This is a genomic window from Thermogemmatispora carboxidivorans (genome assembly GCF_000702505.1).
Classification (GTDB): Bacteria; Chloroflexota; Ktedonobacteria; order Ktedonobacterales; family Ktedonobacteraceae; genus Thermogemmatispora; species Thermogemmatispora carboxidivorans.
The window spans coordinates 5103645-5121736 of the sequence record NZ_JNIM01000001.1 but is presented as its reverse complement, the minus strand read 5'-3'; the positions used below and the strand labels follow the sequence as shown (position 1 = coordinate 5121736).

The 18092-nt window shown below is 61.4% G+C and carries 13 protein-coding genes; 10 read left to right on the top strand and 3 right to left on the bottom strand.

Features of this window, described 5'->3' with window-relative positions:
* Positions 1–187 precede the first annotated feature (187 nt).
* From N688_RS20175 to N688_RS20145, 7 genes are all read left to right on the top strand, one after another.
* Positions 188–1549, top strand: coding sequence for a protein kinase domain-containing protein (locus N688_RS20175; protein ID WP_052890962.1), 1362 nt, complete (start codon positions 188–190; stop codon positions 1547–1549).
* A gap of 146 nt (positions 1550–1695) precedes the next feature.
* A complete protein-coding gene (locus tag N688_RS20170) occupies positions 1696–2535 on the top strand; it encodes a hypothetical protein (RefSeq protein ID WP_052890961.1) in 840 nt (279 codons plus the stop codon).
* 368 nt (positions 2536–2903) lie between these two features.
* On the top strand, positions 2904–3425 hold the full coding sequence (locus tag N688_RS20165; protein WP_052890960.1) for an EXLDI protein: 522 nt from the start codon (positions 2904–2906) through the stop codon (positions 3423–3425).
* A 475-nt stretch (positions 3426–3900) separates the two neighbouring features.
* Positions 3901–4935: an ABC transporter ATP-binding protein gene (locus tag N688_RS20160; RefSeq protein WP_052890959.1), complete on the top strand. Its 1035-nt coding sequence runs from the start codon at positions 3901–3903 to the stop codon at positions 4933–4935.
* The gene (locus N688_RS20155) at positions 4932–5795 is read left to right on the top strand and encodes an ABC transporter permease (RefSeq protein WP_202901979.1); all 864 of its coding nucleotides are present in this window, start codon (positions 4932–4934) and stop codon (positions 5793–5795) included. The genes N688_RS20160 and N688_RS20155 overlap by 4 nt, the downstream gene beginning before the upstream one ends.
* 349 nt (positions 5796–6144) lie before the next feature.
* Positions 6145–8442, top strand: coding sequence for a PAS domain-containing sensor histidine kinase (locus N688_RS20150; RefSeq protein WP_052890957.1), 2298 nt, complete (start codon positions 6145–6147; stop codon positions 8440–8442).
* 352 nt (positions 8443–8794) lie between these two features.
* Positions 8795–10321 carry a tetratricopeptide repeat protein gene (locus tag N688_RS20145; protein ID WP_052890956.1) on the top strand — a complete coding sequence of 509 codons (1527 nt, stop codon included), beginning with the start codon at positions 8795–8797 and terminating at the stop codon, positions 10319–10321.
* A gap of 150 nt (positions 10322–10471) precedes the next feature.
* Here N688_RS20145 and N688_RS20140 read toward each other — a convergent pair whose 3' ends face one another.
* On the bottom strand, positions 10472–11425 hold the full coding sequence (locus N688_RS20140; protein WP_052890955.1) for an alpha/beta fold hydrolase: 954 nt from the start codon (positions 11423–11425) through the stop codon (positions 10472–10474).
* Positions 11426–11922: 497 nt separating this feature from the next.
* On the opposite strand from N688_RS20140, the gene N688_RS20135 reads away from it, so the two are divergent.
* Both N688_RS20135 and N688_RS20130 read left to right on the top strand, forming a co-directional pair.
* Positions 11923–12729, top strand: a complete 807-nt coding sequence (locus tag N688_RS20135; protein WP_052890954.1) for a class I SAM-dependent methyltransferase — start codon at positions 11923–11925, stop codon at positions 12727–12729.
* 169 nt (positions 12730–12898) lie between these two features.
* Positions 12899–13789: a DNA methyltransferase gene (locus N688_RS20130; RefSeq protein ID WP_052890953.1), complete on the top strand. Its 891-nt coding sequence runs from the start codon at positions 12899–12901 to the stop codon at positions 13787–13789.
* 128 nt (positions 13790–13917) lie between these two features.
* Here N688_RS20130 and N688_RS20125 read toward each other — a convergent pair whose 3' ends face one another.
* The gene (locus tag N688_RS20125) at positions 13918–16002 is read right to left on the bottom strand and encodes a WD40 repeat domain-containing serine/threonine-protein kinase (protein WP_052890952.1); all 2085 of its coding nucleotides are present in this window, start codon (positions 16000–16002) and stop codon (positions 13918–13920) included.
* A gap of 198 nt (positions 16003–16200) precedes the next feature.
* Between N688_RS20125 and N688_RS20120 the strand changes: the two genes are divergently transcribed.
* Positions 16201–16812: a class I SAM-dependent methyltransferase gene (locus tag N688_RS20120; protein WP_052890951.1), complete on the top strand. Its 612-nt coding sequence runs from the start codon at positions 16201–16203 to the stop codon at positions 16810–16812.
* On the opposite strand, the gene N688_RS20115 is transcribed toward N688_RS20120, so the two are convergent.
* Positions 16802–17857 carry a WD40 repeat domain-containing protein gene (locus N688_RS20115; RefSeq protein ID WP_052890950.1) on the bottom strand — a complete coding sequence of 352 codons (1056 nt, stop codon included), beginning with the start codon at positions 17855–17857 and terminating at the stop codon, positions 16802–16804. The two genes, N688_RS20120 and N688_RS20115, sit on opposite strands and share 11 nt — an antisense overlap.
* Between the last annotated feature and the right edge of the window lie 235 nt (positions 17858–18092).

Genomic DNA, 18092 nt, shown 5'->3' with positions numbered 1-18092 from the left:
AGACAGAACCAGCCCGCTGATCTTCTTCTCTTCTGTCCCCCCCCGGGAGCAATATCCCAGCTGTTTCTTCTTGCTGCAAGAATATGCTATAGTTAAGCATAGCTGACATAGTACATTTTTGTAGTGTATGTCCATATATATTTGCAATAGCAGAAGAAATACTGGGCTGGAGAAAGCGGGGAAGGTAATGCTACGTGAGGGTACACAGCTAGCTCAGGGTCGCTATCGTCTAGTGCGCTCACTAGGCAGGGGGAGCCTGGGCGAGGTCTACCTGGCTGACGACCTGCACATGCGGCGCCGGGTAGCCATCAAGATCATCACTGCCGAAGCCACGACCTGCCTTGAAGCCAGTGCGGCCTCGCAGGCGAGACGATATATTGAGCGCGAACTGAAGGCCATTGCCCGGCTTGATCATCCTCACATCCTGGACCTCTACGACTACGGCGAGGAGCCCTGGCAGCGCCTGCTGCTCCTCTACATGGTCATGCCCTATCGGCCCGAGGGATCACTGGCGGGCTGGCTACGCCTGCGCTCGCAGTTTGGGCCGTTAAGCCCGCAGGAAGTCTGCGACCTCATCAGTCAGGCTGCCGACGCTCTGCAACATGCCCACGATCATCAGATCATCCATCGCAATGTCAAGCCCTCCAATCTGCTAATACAGCTCCATCCGAGGCAGCCGCGGCGCCTGCATCTCCTTCTGAGCGACTTCAGCATCGCTCGCATTGCGGAAGCCAGCCTGACCACCGGTCAGATTATCCGCGGGACTCCGACCTACATGGCGCCTGAGCAGTGGGAGGGCCAGCCAACCTGTGCCACCGACCAATACGCTCTGGCCATCATGGCCTACGAAATGCTTGTCGGTCAACCTCCTTTTCAAGGTGGGCCGGGGCCGTTGATGTTCCAGCATCTGCAAAAGGTGCCGCCGCTGCCCAGCGGCCAGAATCCGGCTCTGTCGCCAGCGATTGATCGGGTGCTACTGCAGGCTCTCGCCAAACGTCCCGAGGAGCGCTTTAGCTCGGTGGCCGCTTTTGCCAAAGCCCTGGAGCGGGCCGCTACCGGCAGGGCTTTGCTGCTGCCGGACTCAGAGGAGGCAGCGAACACGGCTGGCTGGTCGGAGGAGAGCGGATTGATCGAAGTGCGGCTGGCCATCAGCCGGAGCGAAGCGCGAGATGGCACCCGCCGGCGCTTGAATGTGGCGGGCGAAGAGGTCGAGGTTGAGATCGGGCCCGGTGTGGTCGATGGGCAGACACTGCGGGTCGCCGGCTGGCAACGTCAAGGAGCGCATTCGCCGCTGTCGGCTGAGGAAGCCTTACCAGACCTCTTACTCAAGCTTGACGTGGTGCCGGACGAGCTGCTGGCCGGCGCCGCTGCTGGCAGCAGCGGCACGGGACCGGCGCCCACGCCAGTCACGGTGGCTGCGAGTGCCCCTCTGTCGTCCGGGACCTGCGAGGTCCCACAGTTGCCTTTCCCACCGCCTTCGCCGCTACTCCACAGCGGGCCTTGGGGGCCTGGCCGGGCCGCAGCGAGCCAGGACAGGAAACAGCTCTGAGCGGGACCTTTCCCGCAGTGACTGGCCCGGTTCCTACCCCGAGGTTCAGTGGCACGCTACCGCGTTCTCTCTCGGGCTGGGCGGGGACAACAGGCGAGTACCGGGCGTCTTTTGAAGCATCAACGACACCAGCTGCAACGAGTTCAATGGCGGCGTCCCCTACCAGGAGCCAGAGCACGACCGAACTACGCCAGCTCGCGCGCCCGGCGCGACGCGGTGCCGCCCAGGTCCTGACCGTACTCCTGGTTCTAGCCCTGCTCTTTGCCAGCAGCGGCCTGCTGGCCTATTTCCTGGTAGCCAGCCAGCCTGCTGCCCTCCGAGGAGGAGGTCAGAGTGGCAGATCTGGGCAGAGTGTGACCACAGCCAGGGCGGCCCAGGGACCCGGCCAGGAGAGCCAGACCGAGACGCGGGCCAGTGCAACTGTGCCGACGAGCGCTCTGCAGGAGGCCAGTGCCACGGCACGTGCTCAACAAGAGGCCACCGCTACCGTCCAGACTCAACAACGGGCCCAGGTCCAGGCGACTGCCGTCGCCCAGGCCCGGGCCCGGGCCCAGCTCGCCGCTACCGCCACTGCCCAGGCTGCTCAACCCCTGCTGTTGGCTGATAAAGCCAGCCTGCAAGCTCACCCCGGCGCCAGCAGCAGCGACTGCGTCTACACCTTGCCGGCGGTAGATAACAGCGGCTACCCGGGCTGGTCCTGTACCCTCATCCTGAGCAGCCGCGGCGCCACTCAGCAAAACCTGGCCTGGTCCACCAGCATCGCCGGCCCTGGCGGCAACAGCAGCCTCTGGCCGGTTCCTTCAAACGAAGGCGGGCGCAGTGACATCTATCTGCTCCCGGCCAGCGGGCAGATCCGCCCCCAGGGCATGCAGCAAGTCCGTATCATTGTGCGCGATTTCTCTCAAGGGACAGGCTGCCCCAGCAGCTACCTCTTGCGCTTCAGCGGGCCAGCGAACTACGTCGATGTACTTTGGGGCTGCTCCTAGCAGAGAAGCCAGCCCACTCAGGCGCCGGTCGTCTCTCTGGCTTTCAGCGCCTGGGCTGAGCGAGGCTACGCCGCACCTCCAGGGGGCGGGCCTCACTGGCCCCTCCCTGGCCAGGACGCACAAGACCCGGCTAGGCCAGGTTGAACTGTCCTCAACTGCTCCCTTGTACCCTCCTTGAAAATATACGTATACGTATATTATACTGTCATGCAGTGCTACATATACGTAGAAGTATACAGATCTTTCTGTCGCGCTGAGATAGCTGGAGGAGAAGCGTGGCGGAACTGTGTGAGAAGGCTCAATAAGGCTGAACCCTGTGCGGGGTCTGGTCAGAACTCGCAGAGAAGCCCCGGTAGGAGGTACCGACATTGCCAAATCGCACCATCTATGTAGCAGATGCTGATCTCCCGATCTTTGAGAAGGCTCAGCGGCTGGCGGGTGGTAACCTTTCGGCTACCATTGCCGCGGCCCTCCGTCGCTTTGTGGAGCGCGAGGAAGCGCGACGGACCGGTTTTGAGGAAATCACGGTCAGGGTGGGCAGCATGGCCCGTGTCTATAAGCGCTTTTTCGGGCGCCTGCTGGCCCGTGGTCTGAGTCGCCAGCCAGAGCAAGGCCGCGAAATGCTCTATCGCGTCTATCTGACGCGCAAAGGCAAGTTTGCTGTCTATGTTCGAGAAGGACCAGACTGGAACGACTCGCGATATTGGTCGCGACAAAGCTGTCAGGGCCGCGAGTGGGCCTGCTGGCCCCAAGACTATGGCTATCGGCTGGAGGTCTACGACTCTCTGGAGGAGCTAGGCGCTCATCTGCCGGTAGAGCTGTATGAGGCGGTCTGTCAAGTCATGAAAGCTGATCAGGAAGAGGACGGCGTGGAGTTCCTGGATATCTAGCGGGCCGATGAGGGGCAGCAGCGTCTCTCTTCACCACTCTAGTATTATCCGCCATGAAAATATTGATATTTTCATGGTCTCGTGATAAAATTCCAATAGGTATGGCATATATAGCCATAGAGTTGGTGAATTATGCTGAGCAAGAGGCCCATCCAGGAAAGGACACGCGCCAGCCTGGGCCGTGGCAACCACGCTGTGCGCATTGCTCGTAGCCTGCCAGGACCACCAGAAGGAGAGCTGTCAGCGGCGGCTTCTCCTCGACCAGACAACAGCTCAGCTAGCGGGCAGCGTAGAGTGTCTCGGGGGGGGCGACTGTCTCTATGGAGAGGGGTCTCAATGACCATGAGAGTGTAAGGAGGTCCTCCCGTTGCTGCTGTGCATGATCTGCCTGCAGATCTGCCGCAGCTGGTGAAGCTGTAGAAAGTGAGTAAAGATAGTAAAAATGTCTCAAACAGATATGGAGAGAAAAGTACCGATGCGGACAGAGGAGACAGAAGAGCTGGCCATTGAGGTGCGCGATCTCGTCAAGTGTTATCCGCACAGCAAGGTGAATGCTGTCGATGGCATTTCCTTCAGCGTGCGTCGCGGTGAGATCTTCGGTCTGCTCGGCCCCAATGGGGCAGGGAAGACCACGACCATCGGTATTCTGACGACCAGTGTCTTGCCCACCAGCGGCACGGTGCAGATCATGGGCGTTGATGTGGTGCGTGATCCCATCGGCGTCAAGCAGCGCATCTCGGTGGTGCCTCAGCGCAGTAATCTGGACCAGAGTCTGCGTGCGCGTGAGATTCTGACCTTCCACGCTGCCTATCATGGCGTGCCACGAGCGGAGCGCGAGGCGCGCGCCGAGGCCTTGCTTAAGGAGCTGGGCCTGGAGGGACGGGGGCGTGAAAAGATCAGGCGCTACTCGGGTGGAATGGCGCAGCGGCTGATGCTGGCCCGCGCCCTGATGCACTCGCCGGACGTGCTCTTTCTCGACGAGCCGACTAATAGCCTTGATCCGCAGTCGCGCCTCTTCTTGTGGGACCGCATTCGCGCCATGCACGAGCGCGGGGTGACGATCCTCTTGACGACACACGATATGGAGGAGGCCGAGCAGCTCTGCGAGCGCATTGCCATTATGGATCATGGCCATATCCTGGTGCTTGATACGCCCGATAATCTCAAGAAGTTGGTGCCAGGCGGAACGCGCCTGGAGCTGCGCCTGCGCCTTCCTCAGACGGCTATGGCTTCCCATAACGGGGATGGCGCTCCCTCTCCTGATGGTCTGCGCGCTTTGCTAGAGCAGTTACCAGGGTCACCGCGCATCGAAGAACTGCCCGCTGAGGATGGACAAGAGAATCACGGGACCCGCTCCTTCCGCCTCTATGGCGAGGAGGCGGGGGAGCTGGCAGTCGAGGCCATGCGCGTCGTCAGCACCAGCGGCGCTGAGCTGCGCGATCTCCATGTGGCCCGCCCAAGCCTTGAAGACGTCTTCATCTACCTGACAGGGAGGAATCTCCGTTCATGAGTGTTGAAACATCGATAGATGCAATTTTTCTTGAGAAGAAGACGAAGGAGAGGCGGCCCCGCAGCCGGCTACTGATGATCCTGGTGGCCTTTCTGGCCATCTTGCGCCGCGACCTGGTGGTGACGGGACGGGAGTTCATTCCCTTCCTGATTCAGGTGCTCCTTCAGCCGCTCTTCTTTCTCTTCATCTTTGGCAAGGTGCTGCCCTCGATTGGCGCTGCTCAGCAGAGCTATGCCTCGCTCCTGCTACCTGGCATCGTCGGGCTGACGGTGGTCACAACGGCCCTGCAGGGCGTGACCTTGCCTCTGGTGCTCGATTTGGGCTTTGGGCGCGAGATCGATGATCGCCTGTTGGCCCCGCTGCCGGTGAGCCTGGTGGCCCTCGAAAAAATTCTCTTTGCGGCCTTACGTGGGTTGGTGGCCGGCGCGATCATCTTCCCTCTGGCCTATTGGGTGCTCGGTAGCAGCTACAGCGTGCGCGCCGATGCCATCGGGGTCATCATCGGCATCATGGTACTCACCGCTCTGGCAGGGGCCACTCTTGGTCTGACGATTGGGACGCTGGTGAAGCCTGAACAGATTGGCCTGATGTTCGCTCTGATCTTTACGCCGCTCATCTTCACTGGCTGCACCTACTATCCCTGGAGTCAGCTGGATGGTATCCGCTGGTTTCAGGTGATCACCCTTTTCAATCCCTTGACCTATGCCTGCGAGGGCCTGCGCTATGCAATGGTGCCTCCAGTCCACGGCTATACCCTGCCGACTCTGGGCATTGGCTGGGTGCTGCTGGGTTTGGGTGTGACCTTTGTTGCCTTCCTCTTTCTGGGCATCTATACCTTCCGCCGCGCGGTGGTCAGCTAGGCAGCGGCTGGCCCCTGCTGCTCAGGATAAGCAAGAGACCCACCCTTCCGAGATTGGAACGGTCTGCTGCCTGCCGAACTGGAGCCCTCCCCGCAGTTCGACAGGCGGCGGGCCGTCGTTATTTGACCTCCTGCAACGCAGGCGCTCCCCATCAGACTCCCTGTAGAGGAGCATGTGAGCGAGCCTGCAAAAACTTGACGCACTCCCGCTCTCCCTGCTACACTTAGACTGCTGCCACAAAACATATTGATATATCAATTACAAGGTAAATGTCCTTATTGATTGAACTGCCTCAAAAGCGTCTCTGAGCCGAAACTGGAATAGCGGTGAAGAAAAGAGCAGGAACGCCATGAGCACATTCCCGGAACTGCCGCCGGCTCCCTCTGGGGAGGGCCTTTCTCTGCCGGCGGGCGAAGCTGCCGGCATGGAGGAGCGCCTTCGGCGTAGTGAAGAGCGCTACCGCTCGCTGGTAGCGGCCACTGCTCAGATTGTCTGGGTTGCCAATGCTCAGGGGCTGGTTGAGGAGGACTCGCCCTCTTGGCGAGCCTATACCGGGCAGAGTGCTGAAGAAGTCCTGGGGTTAGGCTGGCTCGATGCTGTCCATCCTGATGACCGGCCTGGAACGCTGCACGTCTGGTCGCAGGCGCTGGCCAGCGGCGGTTTTTACGAGATTGAGTATCGCATTCGGCGCTACGATGGGGTCTATCGTACCTTCTGGGTGCGTGGCGTTCCGGTCCGCGAGGCTGACGGCAGCATTCGCGAATGGGTTGGCACCTGTACCGACATCACAGACCGCAAGCGGCTCGAAGACGAGCTTATTCAGACGGCCTATGAGGCGACGCTGCGTGCTAACCAGCTAGAGGCGACCTTTGAGGCGATGACCGATGCTGTCTTTATCTTTGACAGCGAAGGGTGGATTCTCAGTGTCAATGCCGCGGCTCGGCGCTTCTTGAGTCGGGTGGCGCCGCTCTCTGAAAAAGAGATGACCGTTGATGACTATCTGGCCCGGCTTGACTTGCGCGATGCCACCGGGCAAGCGCTGGCGCGTGAGCAATGGCCCTCGCAGCGTCTGCTCCGCGGCGAGGTGCTTGCCGATGCTCCATTCAGTGATCTTCTCTTGCGCCTGCCCAACGGTTGTGAGCGGCGCATTAGTGTGAGTGGCTCGCCTGTGCGCGATGACCGTGGCTCTGTGATTGGGGCTGTAGCCATTGGGCGCGATGTCACCGAGCGCTATCTCCTCGAACGGCGTACTCACGAGGCTCTAGAGGCCCTGCTGGCCCTGGCTGAGGCTTTGGTGGAGATCCCGCGCGACCTGGCCAGTCCTCAGCCCGAGCACGTTGGTTCCTCATCTGCCGAAACGGGCGCGCCTGGCCTGCACCAGAGACACGAGATTACGCATCGACTTGCGCGGCTGATCTGTCAGGTTTTGAACTGTCATCAGGTCGCTATCCTGCATCTGGCAGCGGAGAGCGATGTGCTACAATTGCTGGCGTATGCTGGTGATGAATACGATGGTGAGGGCTGGCAGGGTTGGCTGCCGCTGCATTGTCCCGCTGAGCCGCAGCTCAGTCTCTCCTTTCCTCCCGAGGCCGTGGCCGCCTTACGAGCGGATCGCTTGCTTGGTCAGAACGATGGTGGCAGCAGCGTGGTCCCTGTTGAGGCCGGTGAGCGTTATGCGGCAGTGATTGCCCCGATGCTCATTGACCAGCAGCTGATTGGGCTGATCCGTATTCAGCATATCGAGCGTGAGCACGAGTATAGTGCTGAAGAGGTGGCGCTCATCCGGGCGGTGGCTCGTCTGGCGGCCCTGGTTACCGAGCACGAGCGTCTTTTGCACGAGCGGGCGGAAGCGCGCGCCAATGAGCTGGCCTTGCGCGAGAGCAACCGCCGCATGGACGAGTTCCTTAGTATTGCCAGCCACGAACTCAGGACCCCACTAACCACCATCAAGGGGAATGTGCAGCTGGCCCGGCGCCATCTGCAGCGCCTGCCTCTGACCGCTGAGCAGCGTGAGAAACTGGCCATTGTCCAGGAGCTGCTGGAGCGGGCGGATCGTCAGACCGGGCTTCTGACGCGCCTGGTGCGCGACTTATTAGAGTCCTCGCGGGCCCAGGCTGATCGCCTTGTGGTACAGCGTCGGCCTGAGAATCTGCTGGCCATCGTCCGCCAGACGGTGAGCGATTTGCAGTCGACGGCGGCTCAGCGGTGTATTCGTCTGCTGGTTGCTGGCCAGGAGCTGGAGCCGGAGAGCGAGCCGGCGCCCATCATGGTGCTGGTTGACGCTGAGAGCGTAGGCCTCGTTGTCACCAATTATCTCACCAACGCCATTAAATACTCGCCGCGCGAAAGCCCGATTGAGGTCTCTGTTGAGTGTGAAGGGTGCCAGGCTCGGGTCTCTGTCCGTGATCAGGGGCCGGGTTTGCCCCCTGCCGAGCAGCGACGCATCTGGGAGCGCTTCTATCGCGTTCCTGGCATCCAGGCCCAGGGGAGCGCCAGCCCCGGCCTTGGTCTGGGTCTGCACATCTGCAAGACCATTATTGAGCGCCACCAGGGGAGCGTTGGGGTCTCCAGTCAGCCTGGAGCTGGCTCGACCTTCTGGTTTACTCTTCCCCTGCTCATGGAGGCGGGCGAGGGTACAGGCCTGTGAAGCGCGCTCTGGCTACCTGGCCAGCCGCGGACCCTTACCCGTCTGCCTGTCGATCTTGCCTGTCTGCTTGAATGCTTGACAGATGTGGCTTCCATTTTCTAAGCTAAAGGTATCAGCCAGATCAACCCATCGCTCATCGTCTCTCGCCGTAGCTCATCGACCAATCTGCCCCTATCGTCTGCCGCTGGCTTGTCTATAGCTTGTTGTCTTGCTCTGCTCTGCAACGAGCGAGGGCCGTCAGCTTGGAGGGAGAGGTCCAGCGGCGCTGGTGGACGAGTATCTCAAGCGAGGGCTGGAACAGTCGATTGTTCCAGTAGGGACGAAGTAATCCAGCAGGGGGCTGAGTTCTGGTATGATCAACCATCATGATATGCGACAAGATGCCGAATGGGCAGCGGCGCAGCTTGAGCGTGGTCATATCCTTGCGAAGCTGTCCGCTGGTGATCGGCAACAACAACTGAGAGAAGCCATTGCCTGCTATGAGGCGGCGCTGCAGGTCTACACGCGGGAGGAGCATCCGATCGGGTGGGCCTCTGCTCAGCAGGGGCTGGGGGATGCTCTGGCCCAGCTGGCCGCTGCTGGTGGGCGTGCAGTGAATTTGCGGCGGGCCATTGCCTGCTATGAGGCGGCGCTGCAAATATATACCCATGTCACCCATCCCTTCGAATGGGCGACCGTGCAACAGAAGCGCGGCAACGCCTATCTCCAGCTGCCTGGTCAGCCACGTCGCCTCAATATTGAACGCGCCATCATGTGCTACCAGGCAGCCAGGAGAGTCTTTACTCGCGAGGCTTATCCGTGGGAGTGGGCGCGGCTCCAGAACAATCTTGGCATTGCCTATGCTGAACTGGCCGGTGTCAGCCAGGAAGGGGAGCGGCCTCCCTTTCTGGAGCGGGCCTTGATTTGCCTGCAGGCAGCGCTGGAGATGCGCACGCCCGAGGCAGTGCCGCTTGACTGGGCGGCGACACAGCTCAATCTGGGCAATGTCTACCGCAGTCTGCCCGGGCGCAAGCGTCAGGAATATCTGGCGCGGGCCATCGACTGCTACCGGGCTGCCCTGCGTATCTATAGCCGGGGCAGCCATCCCGTCGAGTGGGCACTGGTGCAGAGCAATCTCGGCAATGCCTATGCCGATTGTATGGGGCCGGTCCGCTGCACCTTCTTACACAAGGCCATTGCGGCCTATCGAGCGGCGCTGCAGGTCTACAGACGGGAGGCTTTCCCGTACGAATGGGCCAGAGTGCAGCACAATCTAGGCGTAGCTCTGCAGCAGCTGGCGGGCCAGCGGGAGGGCCTGCTCCGCCAGGCGATGCGCTGTTATCAGGCGGCGCTGCAGGTCTACAGGCGCGACAGCCATCCCGAAGAATGGGCCCAGCTCCAGCGCGCCCTGGGCGATGCCTGGAGCGGCCTGCGTGAGGGCAATCGCTACCGTCATCTGCGGCAGGCTATGACCTGCTATGCGGCGGCCCTGGAGGTCTACCGGCCTGAAAGCGCACCGACCCTCTGGGCGGCTACCCTGCAGGCGTTGGGTCGAGCCTACCGCCGTCTGCCAACCCGAGGCCGGCGGCGTCAGGAGGCGCTGCGCCAGGCACTGGCCTGCTACGATCAGGCCCTGCAGGTCTACAGGCGCGCAGTCTTCCCCTGTGAGTGGGCCCAGCTGCAATTTGAGCGTGGCAAAGCCTACAGCCAGCTGGGGCGTGATCCTCGCAGCAGAAGCGGCTACCTGGAGCAGGCCCGTAACTGCTACCGGGCCGCTCTGCGGGTCTTCTACCGTCTGCAGATGGATCGTCAGGCCGCGGCAGTGGACCTGGCTCTCAGTCGCCTCCAGCAAGCTCAGGCCCTGCAGTTCCGGCCCCATCCGCCACATCGTCGCTCGTGAGCCGGAGAGCAGGGAAGGAAGAGGGCGCGGGCCAGAGCTAACGCAAGAAGCCGCAGCTCCGTTCAGCGAGGCTGCGGCTTCCTCTGGGTCTTGACCCTTCAGCCCGGGCGCCCGCGGGCGCTGCCTGGGCTGAGAATCTGGCAAGGTCACCTAGACGGCGCTGCCAACAAAGGAATGCAGGAGCGAAGAGAAAGTCCCCGGCTGCTCCTCCTGCAGATGCTCGCCGCAGCGTTCAAGGACGTGCGTTTCAATCTGGGGATTGACTCGCTTGAAGGCCGCGCTGGTGCCCGCGCCGTTCTGGCCCCAGAGCGCCATCACAGGCACGGTCAGACGCGCGAGCGGCTCGCTGACATCGCCATGCAGGTTGCCGGCCAGGAGGTCGGCTACAGGGAAGCGCGCCTCGGGCTGATGAGCGCTGATATAGGCGTATTCGATCAGCTCATCGCTGATGAGGGAGGGATCGTAGTAGGCACGCTCTTCATAGTAGTTGCGGATGGCGCGCCGGGTGGTCAATACATTGTAGGCGAACTGACCAACGAGGGGCAGACGCAAGCCGAGGCGCAAGACCGCCCGAAGCGGACTCTGGGAAGGCTCTTCAAGCATGGTCGCCGGGGGCGAAACCAAGACCAGCCGCTCGTAGCTGCTCGGGTGGCGGTAGGCATCGGCGATAGCATAGGCTCCGCTCAGTCCACGCGCCGCAACGAGGGCCGGTGCACGCACCGCCTCGCGCAGGAAATCGCTGAGCAGGTCGCTGAAAATCTGCGGCTCGTAGGCAATGGCCGGGCGATCCGAGAGGCCAAAGCCGAGCAGGTCGAGAGCATAGACACGAAAATCTTGAGCCAGGACTTCGATGTTACGCCGCCACTCGTAGGACGAGGCACCAGGCCCGAGGCCGTGGACGAGCACTACAGGCTTCGCCTCGCGCGGTCCCTGTATGGTATAGAAGACGTCACCGTATTTCCAGGGATAGCGGCGCCCCTCGCCGGCAAGGCCGGGACTGAGTTCGCCGGCCAGCGCTTCAGTAATCTTATTGACCACTGCTACCGTCCCCAGAACGCCACTGGCAATGAGGCCGGTCGCCACAATTTTCCCTCTGATTTTCATAAAGATGCTCCTTATGTTCCTCTGCTGCCGAGAAAAGTATCAGTATTGTTTTGTTTGCGAATGGATGGCGGCTATCCACCGGGAACAGTCAGCGCAGGCCCGACCGCTCTCCTGGCGATAGCTGTTTGCTGCCGGCGCCGCCCACGTCGTCAGGTGCCCTGTTGTCAGGCGGGCGCGGACGTGGGTCAACCGTAATATATCACGTGGGCCGAAGGAGCGGGAGAGCGGGATCTGCCAAAGAGGAGAAAGGCACCATCAAGAGAAGGCTCAAGACCCCTTGCCTTGCAGACCCGCCATATGTTAAACTCTACTGTAGATGGTGAGAGCGGTTCCTCTGCCGTTCTCCTCCATCGTTTTCCTTCTCTAACCGTTTCCCCTGTCTCTGCTACTGCCCCTGCAAAAGGGGCATTTGTGCGTAGCAAGCCCGTACTCTGACCTGTACTGGACCTGCTCTTTACGCACCGTCTTGTGTTGATGCCTGGCTGGTGAGGACCAGTATGACCTATTGTGTCGGTGAGTATTACGAGCGAGCTGAGGATTACGATCTGGAATATCAAAGCCAGAGCGAACAGGATGTACCCTTCTGGCATGAGCTTATCAAGGAATATCGATCCAGACATGTGCTAGAGCTGGCCTGTGGCAGTGGGCGTCTGGGCCTGCCCCTGGCGCGCAGCTTCCCCGAGCTGCTCGTTGAGGGCCTGGATAGCTCGCCCCAGATGCTCGCTGCCTACCGGCGCAAGCTCGGAGGCGAGCCGCTGGAGGTGCAGCGCCGCGTCATCCTCCATGAGGGTGACATGCGCAACTATCACTTGCCCTCCTGCGGCGACTTTGACCTGATCTTTCTGCCGTTCAACTCGGCTGGCCATCTCTACACCATTGAAGAGCAGCTGGCCGCCTTTCGCTGCACCTATGATCACCTGGCGCCCGGCGGGCGCTTTGTTGTCGATGTCCTGCTTCCCAACCTTGACTATCTCAGCGCTGCTCTTAATCGTCCCACCCAGCTCTATCTGGAAGACGAAATCAGCGATCCCGCTGATGAGAGCACCCTGCTCATCTACAGTAGCCGTCGCTACGATCCCTGTGAGCAGCTTGAGCACATGGTCTGGATTCACGAACGTTTCTCCGAGCAGGGGGAGAACGAGCGCTATCTGACGCAGCTCGATCTCCACATGTACTTTCCGCGTGAGCTACAGCTGCTCTTTCTTGCCAGTGGTTTCGCGGTCGAGGCCATCTATGGTGATTACGAGCGGCGGCTTTTTGGTAATGGTACCAGGCAGATTATTGTTGGGCGCAAAAGAACGTAGTATGAGGAGGTAGAATAATAGAGTAGGTAGATAGATCGATCCAGTCAGCCGAGGGCAAGCAGGCTGACGGGTTGTGAGCCTTGGTCCACGTCCCTGATGCGATTGCCAGACTCTACCCTGCCTGTCTCCGAGCGAGCGGGGGAGCGGGAAGGGAGGGACAAACATCCTCATGAAAGCCCAACCGAAGAAGCTCATGATTAGTGGCCAACGTACCTGCCACTGTGATCCCTCCCATCTCAACTGCCTGACGCCCAAAGAATGGATCAAATGCCAGTTGGGCGTCTGGCAGTTCTCCTACGAGAAACGCGATATTCGCGACAAGCAGAAGCATCCGGCGGCCTTCCCCATTGCCCTGGCGCGGCGCTGCATTGAACTCTTCACGCATCGTGGCGAGCTCGTGCTTGATCCCTTTATGGGCAGTGGCACCACCCTCATTGCGGCCCGTGATGTTGGGCGCAACGCCGTTGGCTTCGACATCCATCCTGACTACGTTGCCCTGGCGGAGGAGCGGCTCAGCCGCGAGTCGCTGCCTGGCGAGCCCCTGGCGATTCAGCCTCGTCAGTTGGCCCTTCAGGACGACGCGCGCAACATTCCCTTGTACCTGGACCCCGAAAGTGTTGCCTGTATTGTCACCTCGCCCCCCTACGCTAACCTGCTCAATCGAGTGCGCCTCAACAAAAGCCGGCGTGGTCAGGCGCGGAAGAATGATCAATACCACCGTGTTGAGCAGTACAGCCAGCTGCCTGAAGACCTGGGGACGCTCGAGCTAGAGGCCTATGCTCAGGCCATGCGCGAAATCTTCGCCGGGCTACGGCCCTTGCTCAGGAAGCGCGCTCATTGTGTGGTCAATGTTACCGACATGTGGTGGGAGAACCAGCGTATCACCATCCACCTGGCCGTGATCGAGGCCCTGCGCCTGGCCGGCTATGAGCTACGTAACATCATCATCTGGGACCGTACCAATATTGTCAATCGTGTGGGGATCTTCGGCTGGCCCAGCAATTATATCACTATGGGCACCACCTTCGAGTATCTCCTCGACTTCTGGAAGCCCGAGTGAGCGCTGGTCGGCGAGCAGAAAGGACCCCTGTCTTTCCCAAGCCTGGCCTTGGCGGGAAGGACAGGGGCGGAACTGGGAGCCAGCAGCCCACCTTCTTGGGTGGGGGAGTGGGCCGGGTCCCTGGCTCATCAGGCTACCTGCCAGACGTGGATCTGGCCGTCGTCGCCGGCGGAGGCCAGGCGTGTGCTATCGGGTGACCAGGCAACGGCGTTGACGTCCTCGGGGTGCTCGCTATAAGTCAGGAGGTGATCGCCGCTCGTGGCATCCCAGACCTGGACGGTCTTATCTTCGCTGGCGGAGGCCAGGCGCGTCCCGTCGGGCGACCAGGCCAGGGCTGTCACCTCATCGCTATGATTGGTATATGTTAAAATATGATGCCCGTTGGTGGCGTCCCAGACCTGGACGGTCTTATCTTCGCCGGCGGAGGCCAGGCGTGTGCTGTCGGGTGACCAGACCAGGGTAGAGACACTGTCGGAGTGGCCCTGATAGACGAAAATGACCTCCCAGGAACTGGCGTCGTAGATGCGCACTGTCTTATCCAGGCTGCCAGAGGCGATGCGCGTTCCATCGGGTGACCAGGCCACAGCGCTCACCAGGCTCGTATGGCCGCGCAATGTCGCCACGCGCTTCCCCGTCATGGCTTCCCACACAAGGGCCTGCTTGCTCAGGCTGGCGGAGACGATCAGGTGTCCGCTGGGGGACCAGCTCAGCGAGATCACCGAATCCTGGTGGCCGCGGAAGGCTGTCACGCGGCGTCCGCTGGCGGCCTCCCAGACGTGGGCCGTATGATCGTTGCTTCCCGAGGCGATATGGTTCCCATCGGGTGACCAGGCGGCGGTGCGTACCGGCTCTTGATGGCCGCGGTAAGCGAAGATCTCCCGTCCCGTCGTGGCGTCCCAGACCTGAAGGGTGTGATCGTAGCCACCAGAGACCAGGCGGCGCCCGTCAGGGGACCAGGCCAGGGCAAAGACGCGCTCGCTGTGGCCACTGTAGGTATAGAGGCGCCGGCCAGGCATTGGGGTTGATGGCGACACCTCCAGGCGTGGGGTAATAGAGGAGGCGCCAGGCGCTGGCGTTGGTACCGGCGTCGAGATCACCTCGGGCGTCGGGCCTGCACCGGCAGGAGCTGCCGGCGAAGCAGGGGCGGGCGTCTCCGACGAGGCCGCCGTCAGCGAGGGCAGCGTCTGCGACTGATTGATAAGCTGGCCGCTTGTCTGAAGCGCAGCGATGCGCTGCAGCTCCTGCTTAATAGCGGCCATCGAAGCTGGGCGCTGCTGCTCATCGAGGCTGACCATCAGCATAATCAGCTTCTCCAGCTCGTACTCCAGCGGCTGGGTATAGGAGTGCATTGCCGTAAAGCGGAAAGGGGACTGCGTAGGATTCTGGCCGGTCAGCAGGTGGTGCAACGTGGCGCCCAGGCTATAGACATCGGAGCGCGGCGTCGTCTGCGCCTTGCCATACTGTTCGGGGGCGGCGTAGCCCCAAGAGGCGAAAGCGCGGGTATCGCGCACCTGCCCTGGCTTAAAGTGGCGAGCGATGCCAAAATCGATCAGGTAGAGATGGCCCTCGGCGGTGCGCATCACGTTGCTCGGCTTCAGATCGCGGAAAATGATCGGTGGCTGGCGGCTATGGAGATAGCCGAGCACCGAGCTGAGCTGAATGCCGATATCCAGCACCTCGGCAATCGGCAGGCCGGGCGGGCCATGTGGATGCTCCCGCTGCCAGCGCAGCAAATGCTGCTCCAGAGACTCGCCCTCGATGAAATCCATCACCAGGTACCACTGTCCCTCTTCCGAGAAATGATCGTAGATGCGCGGCAGATTAGGATGCATCAGGTTCGCCAGGAGCAGAGCCTCCTGCTTGAAGGCCGCCGCTGCTTCAGCGATCTCTTCCGGGGTTAGACCGCTCTGGCTCATCTCCTTGATTGCCACCGGGCGGTCGCCAAACTGCGTATCCTGAGCGCGATAGACGGCTCCCATGCCGCCCTTGCCGAGCAGAGCCACGATGCGGTAGCGCTGCCGCAGCAGATGATTGAGCGGGAGCTTGCCGGTGCTGGCACTCACATCAGACGCGGTTTCCCTCTCGATCCCGGGCATCGTCGAGAGGGGGTGCTCTGGCAAGGGCTGCCCGCAGTGGAAGCAGAAGCGAGCCTGTGAGCGATTGGCCTGGCCGCAGCGGTCGCAATAGATGGGAGTAGCATCGTCGTTGTTCATCCGTTACGTTACTCCGTTGAGAGAGGAGCCGGGCCGACCAGGACGCAGACAGAGACTGGGGCCACGGTCTCCGGTCGTCGTTGCGTTGCGTGCTTCTGTATAGTGCACGTTAGCTGAGGCGCGCAGGTTGCCGGTGTAGGAGAGTCGGCTCGCGCTCTCAGCTATAGTAACATTCTCTCAAGAAAGCTGTCAAACGCCATGCAGAGTATTCATCATCCGCTTTTTGCCGCCGTTTACGAGCGACTGAGCCGGGCGGGAGGAGCGTGGGAGAAGGCCCTCAGAAGGGAAATCGTAGGGGCAGCCCAGGGCCATGTACTGGAGGTGGGGGCTGGCACGGGGCTAAACTTCGCCTATTACGACCCTCGTCGTGTGGAGAGGATCGAGGCCGTCGAACCAGACCCGGCTATGCTGCGCTATGCGCGACGGCGCCAGGGGGAGGCCCTTGTGCCTCTACAGCTGCACCAGGCCCGGGTAGAGGATCTGCCCTTTGCTGACGAAACGTTCGATAGCGTGGTTGCCACGCTGGTCTTTTGTTCGGTTGAGGAGCCGGCGCGGGGCTTCGCCGAGATTCGGCGTGTGCTCAAGCCAGGTGGCCTCTTGCTCCTGGCAGAGCACGTACGCGCAGCCAGCCCTGTGACGGCGCGGCTACAAGACCTGCTGACGCCTCTGATGAGGCGCTGTGCAGGCAACTGTCACTGGAATCGGGCCACACTTACCACGCTCACCGAGGCCGGGCTGCGCGTCGTTTCCAGGCGCCATGAAGGGGGCGGCTTAATGCCGCTGGTCATCGTCCGGGCAGTCAAGGAGTGAACCAGACTTGCACGGTCTGATCATCGCCGGCGGAGGCGATGTAGCTTCCATCAGGGGACCAGGCCAAGGCATTGACTTGATCGCTGTGACCGGCGTAAGTAAAGGTAATCTCGCGTGCGGCCAGCTCCCAGAGGTGGACTTTCCCGTCATCCCCGCCAGAGGCCAGGTAGCGCCCGTCAGGGGACCAGGCCAGGGCATTAACCCAGCCGGGATGAGCCACGTAGCTGCAGAGAGCCTCGCCCGTGGCAGCATTCCAAAGATAGACCTGGCCTCCGAAGCCGCCGCAGGCCAGATACTGGCCGTCAGGCGACCAGGCTAAGGCCCCTAGTGGAGTACCATGCTGCAAAGGAGCGAAGCGCTGCTGGCCATTGCTCGCCTCCCAGACCTGGAGGGTGCCATCCCAGGAGGCCGAGGCGACACACTGTCCCTCTGGCGACCAGGCCAGGGCCAGCACCTTATGACTGTGGCCGCCGTAGGTAAAGATAATATCGCCGTCCTTCAGGCTCCAAATCTCCACCAGGCCATCTTCGCTGCCAGAAGCCAGCCTGGCCCCTACTGGAGACCAGGCCAGGGCCAGAATGTAGCGCGCGTGGTCACGGCGCGAGAGCAGTCGCTCGCCATCGGCGGCATTCCATATCTGCATGGTCCGATCGTTGCCGCCTGTTGCTACATAGGCCCCGTTAGGCGACCAGGCCAGCGTCAAGACCTGGCCCCGGTGACCAGTATAGGTAAAGCGCTCGCTGCCCGTGGCGGCCTCCCAGACTTGCACTGTGCCGTCCATGCTGGCAGAAGCGATACAGGTCCCATCGGGCGACCAGTCCAGCGTACGCACCCAGTTGCGATGGTCGCGGTAAACATAAAGCGTCGTTCCAGGTGTGGACACGGCCAGGACCCCCGTCGCTGCTTTTGCTGCTGTCGCTGTCGCTACACCATTGCTGCGATGACCACCGGCTGTGGCAGTGGCAGTGGCTCGAGCGGAAAGCCAGACTCGTGAAGGTGGACGGGAAGGCTGAGCGACGGCGTAGCGGCTGGAGCGGTTGATCATCCTCGATCCTCTTCTTCCTTCCTTACCTTATCCTCTCGCTAGGTCTTTCGTGGATCGATTGTAGGAGAGCAACGTACCAGTGTCAAGGAGCCTCGCTGGAATGGTACTTTTGCATGGCCAGATGCTCTGCGCTCTCTTGCTTCCTGCCCTTCTCTCTGCTCAGCTGGCCTGCTGACCCCGCGCAGCCAGGCGCCCATCGATCCGCCGCGGCAGCCCAATTAAGGCCAGCCAGGCG

Bases quoted from the DNA above. Each gene is read 5' to 3' on its own strand.
- N688_RS20170 (WP_052890961.1), top strand. From the start codon at position 1,696: ATGGCGGCGTCCCCTACCAGGAGCCAGAGCACGACCGAACTACGCCAG.
- N688_RS20175 (WP_052890962.1), top strand. From the start codon at position 188: ATGCTACGTGAGGGTACACAGCTAGCTCAGGGTCGCTATCGTCTAGTG.
- N688_RS20135 (WP_052890954.1), top strand. From the start codon at position 11,923: ATGACCTATTGTGTCGGTGAGTATTACGAGCGAGCTGAGGATTACGAT.
- N688_RS20150 (WP_052890957.1), top strand. From the start codon at position 6,145: ATGAGCACATTCCCGGAACTGCCGCCGGCTCCCTCTGGGGAGGGCCTT.
- N688_RS20155 (WP_202901979.1), top strand. From the start codon at position 4,932: ATGAGTGTTGAAACATCGATAGATGCAATTTTTCTTGAGAAGAAGACG.
- N688_RS20125 (WP_052890952.1), bottom strand. From the start codon at position 16,002: ATGAACAACGACGATGCTACTCCCATCTATTGCGACCGCTGCGGCCAG.
- N688_RS20160 (WP_052890959.1), top strand. From the start codon at position 3,901: ATGCGGACAGAGGAGACAGAAGAGCTGGCCATTGAGGTGCGCGATCTC.
- N688_RS20120 (WP_052890951.1), top strand. From the start codon at position 16,201: ATGCAGAGTATTCATCATCCGCTTTTTGCCGCCGTTTACGAGCGACTG.
- N688_RS20130 (WP_052890953.1), top strand. From the start codon at position 12,899: ATGAAAGCCCAACCGAAGAAGCTCATGATTAGTGGCCAACGTACCTGC.
- N688_RS20145 (WP_052890956.1), top strand. From the start codon at position 8,795: ATGATCAACCATCATGATATGCGACAAGATGCCGAATGGGCAGCGGCG.
- N688_RS20140 (WP_052890955.1), bottom strand. From the start codon at position 11,425: ATGAAAATCAGAGGGAAAATTGTGGCGACCGGCCTCATTGCCAGTGGC.
- N688_RS20115 (WP_052890950.1), bottom strand. From the start codon at position 17,857: ATGATCAACCGCTCCAGCCGCTACGCCGTCGCTCAGCCTTCCCGTCCA.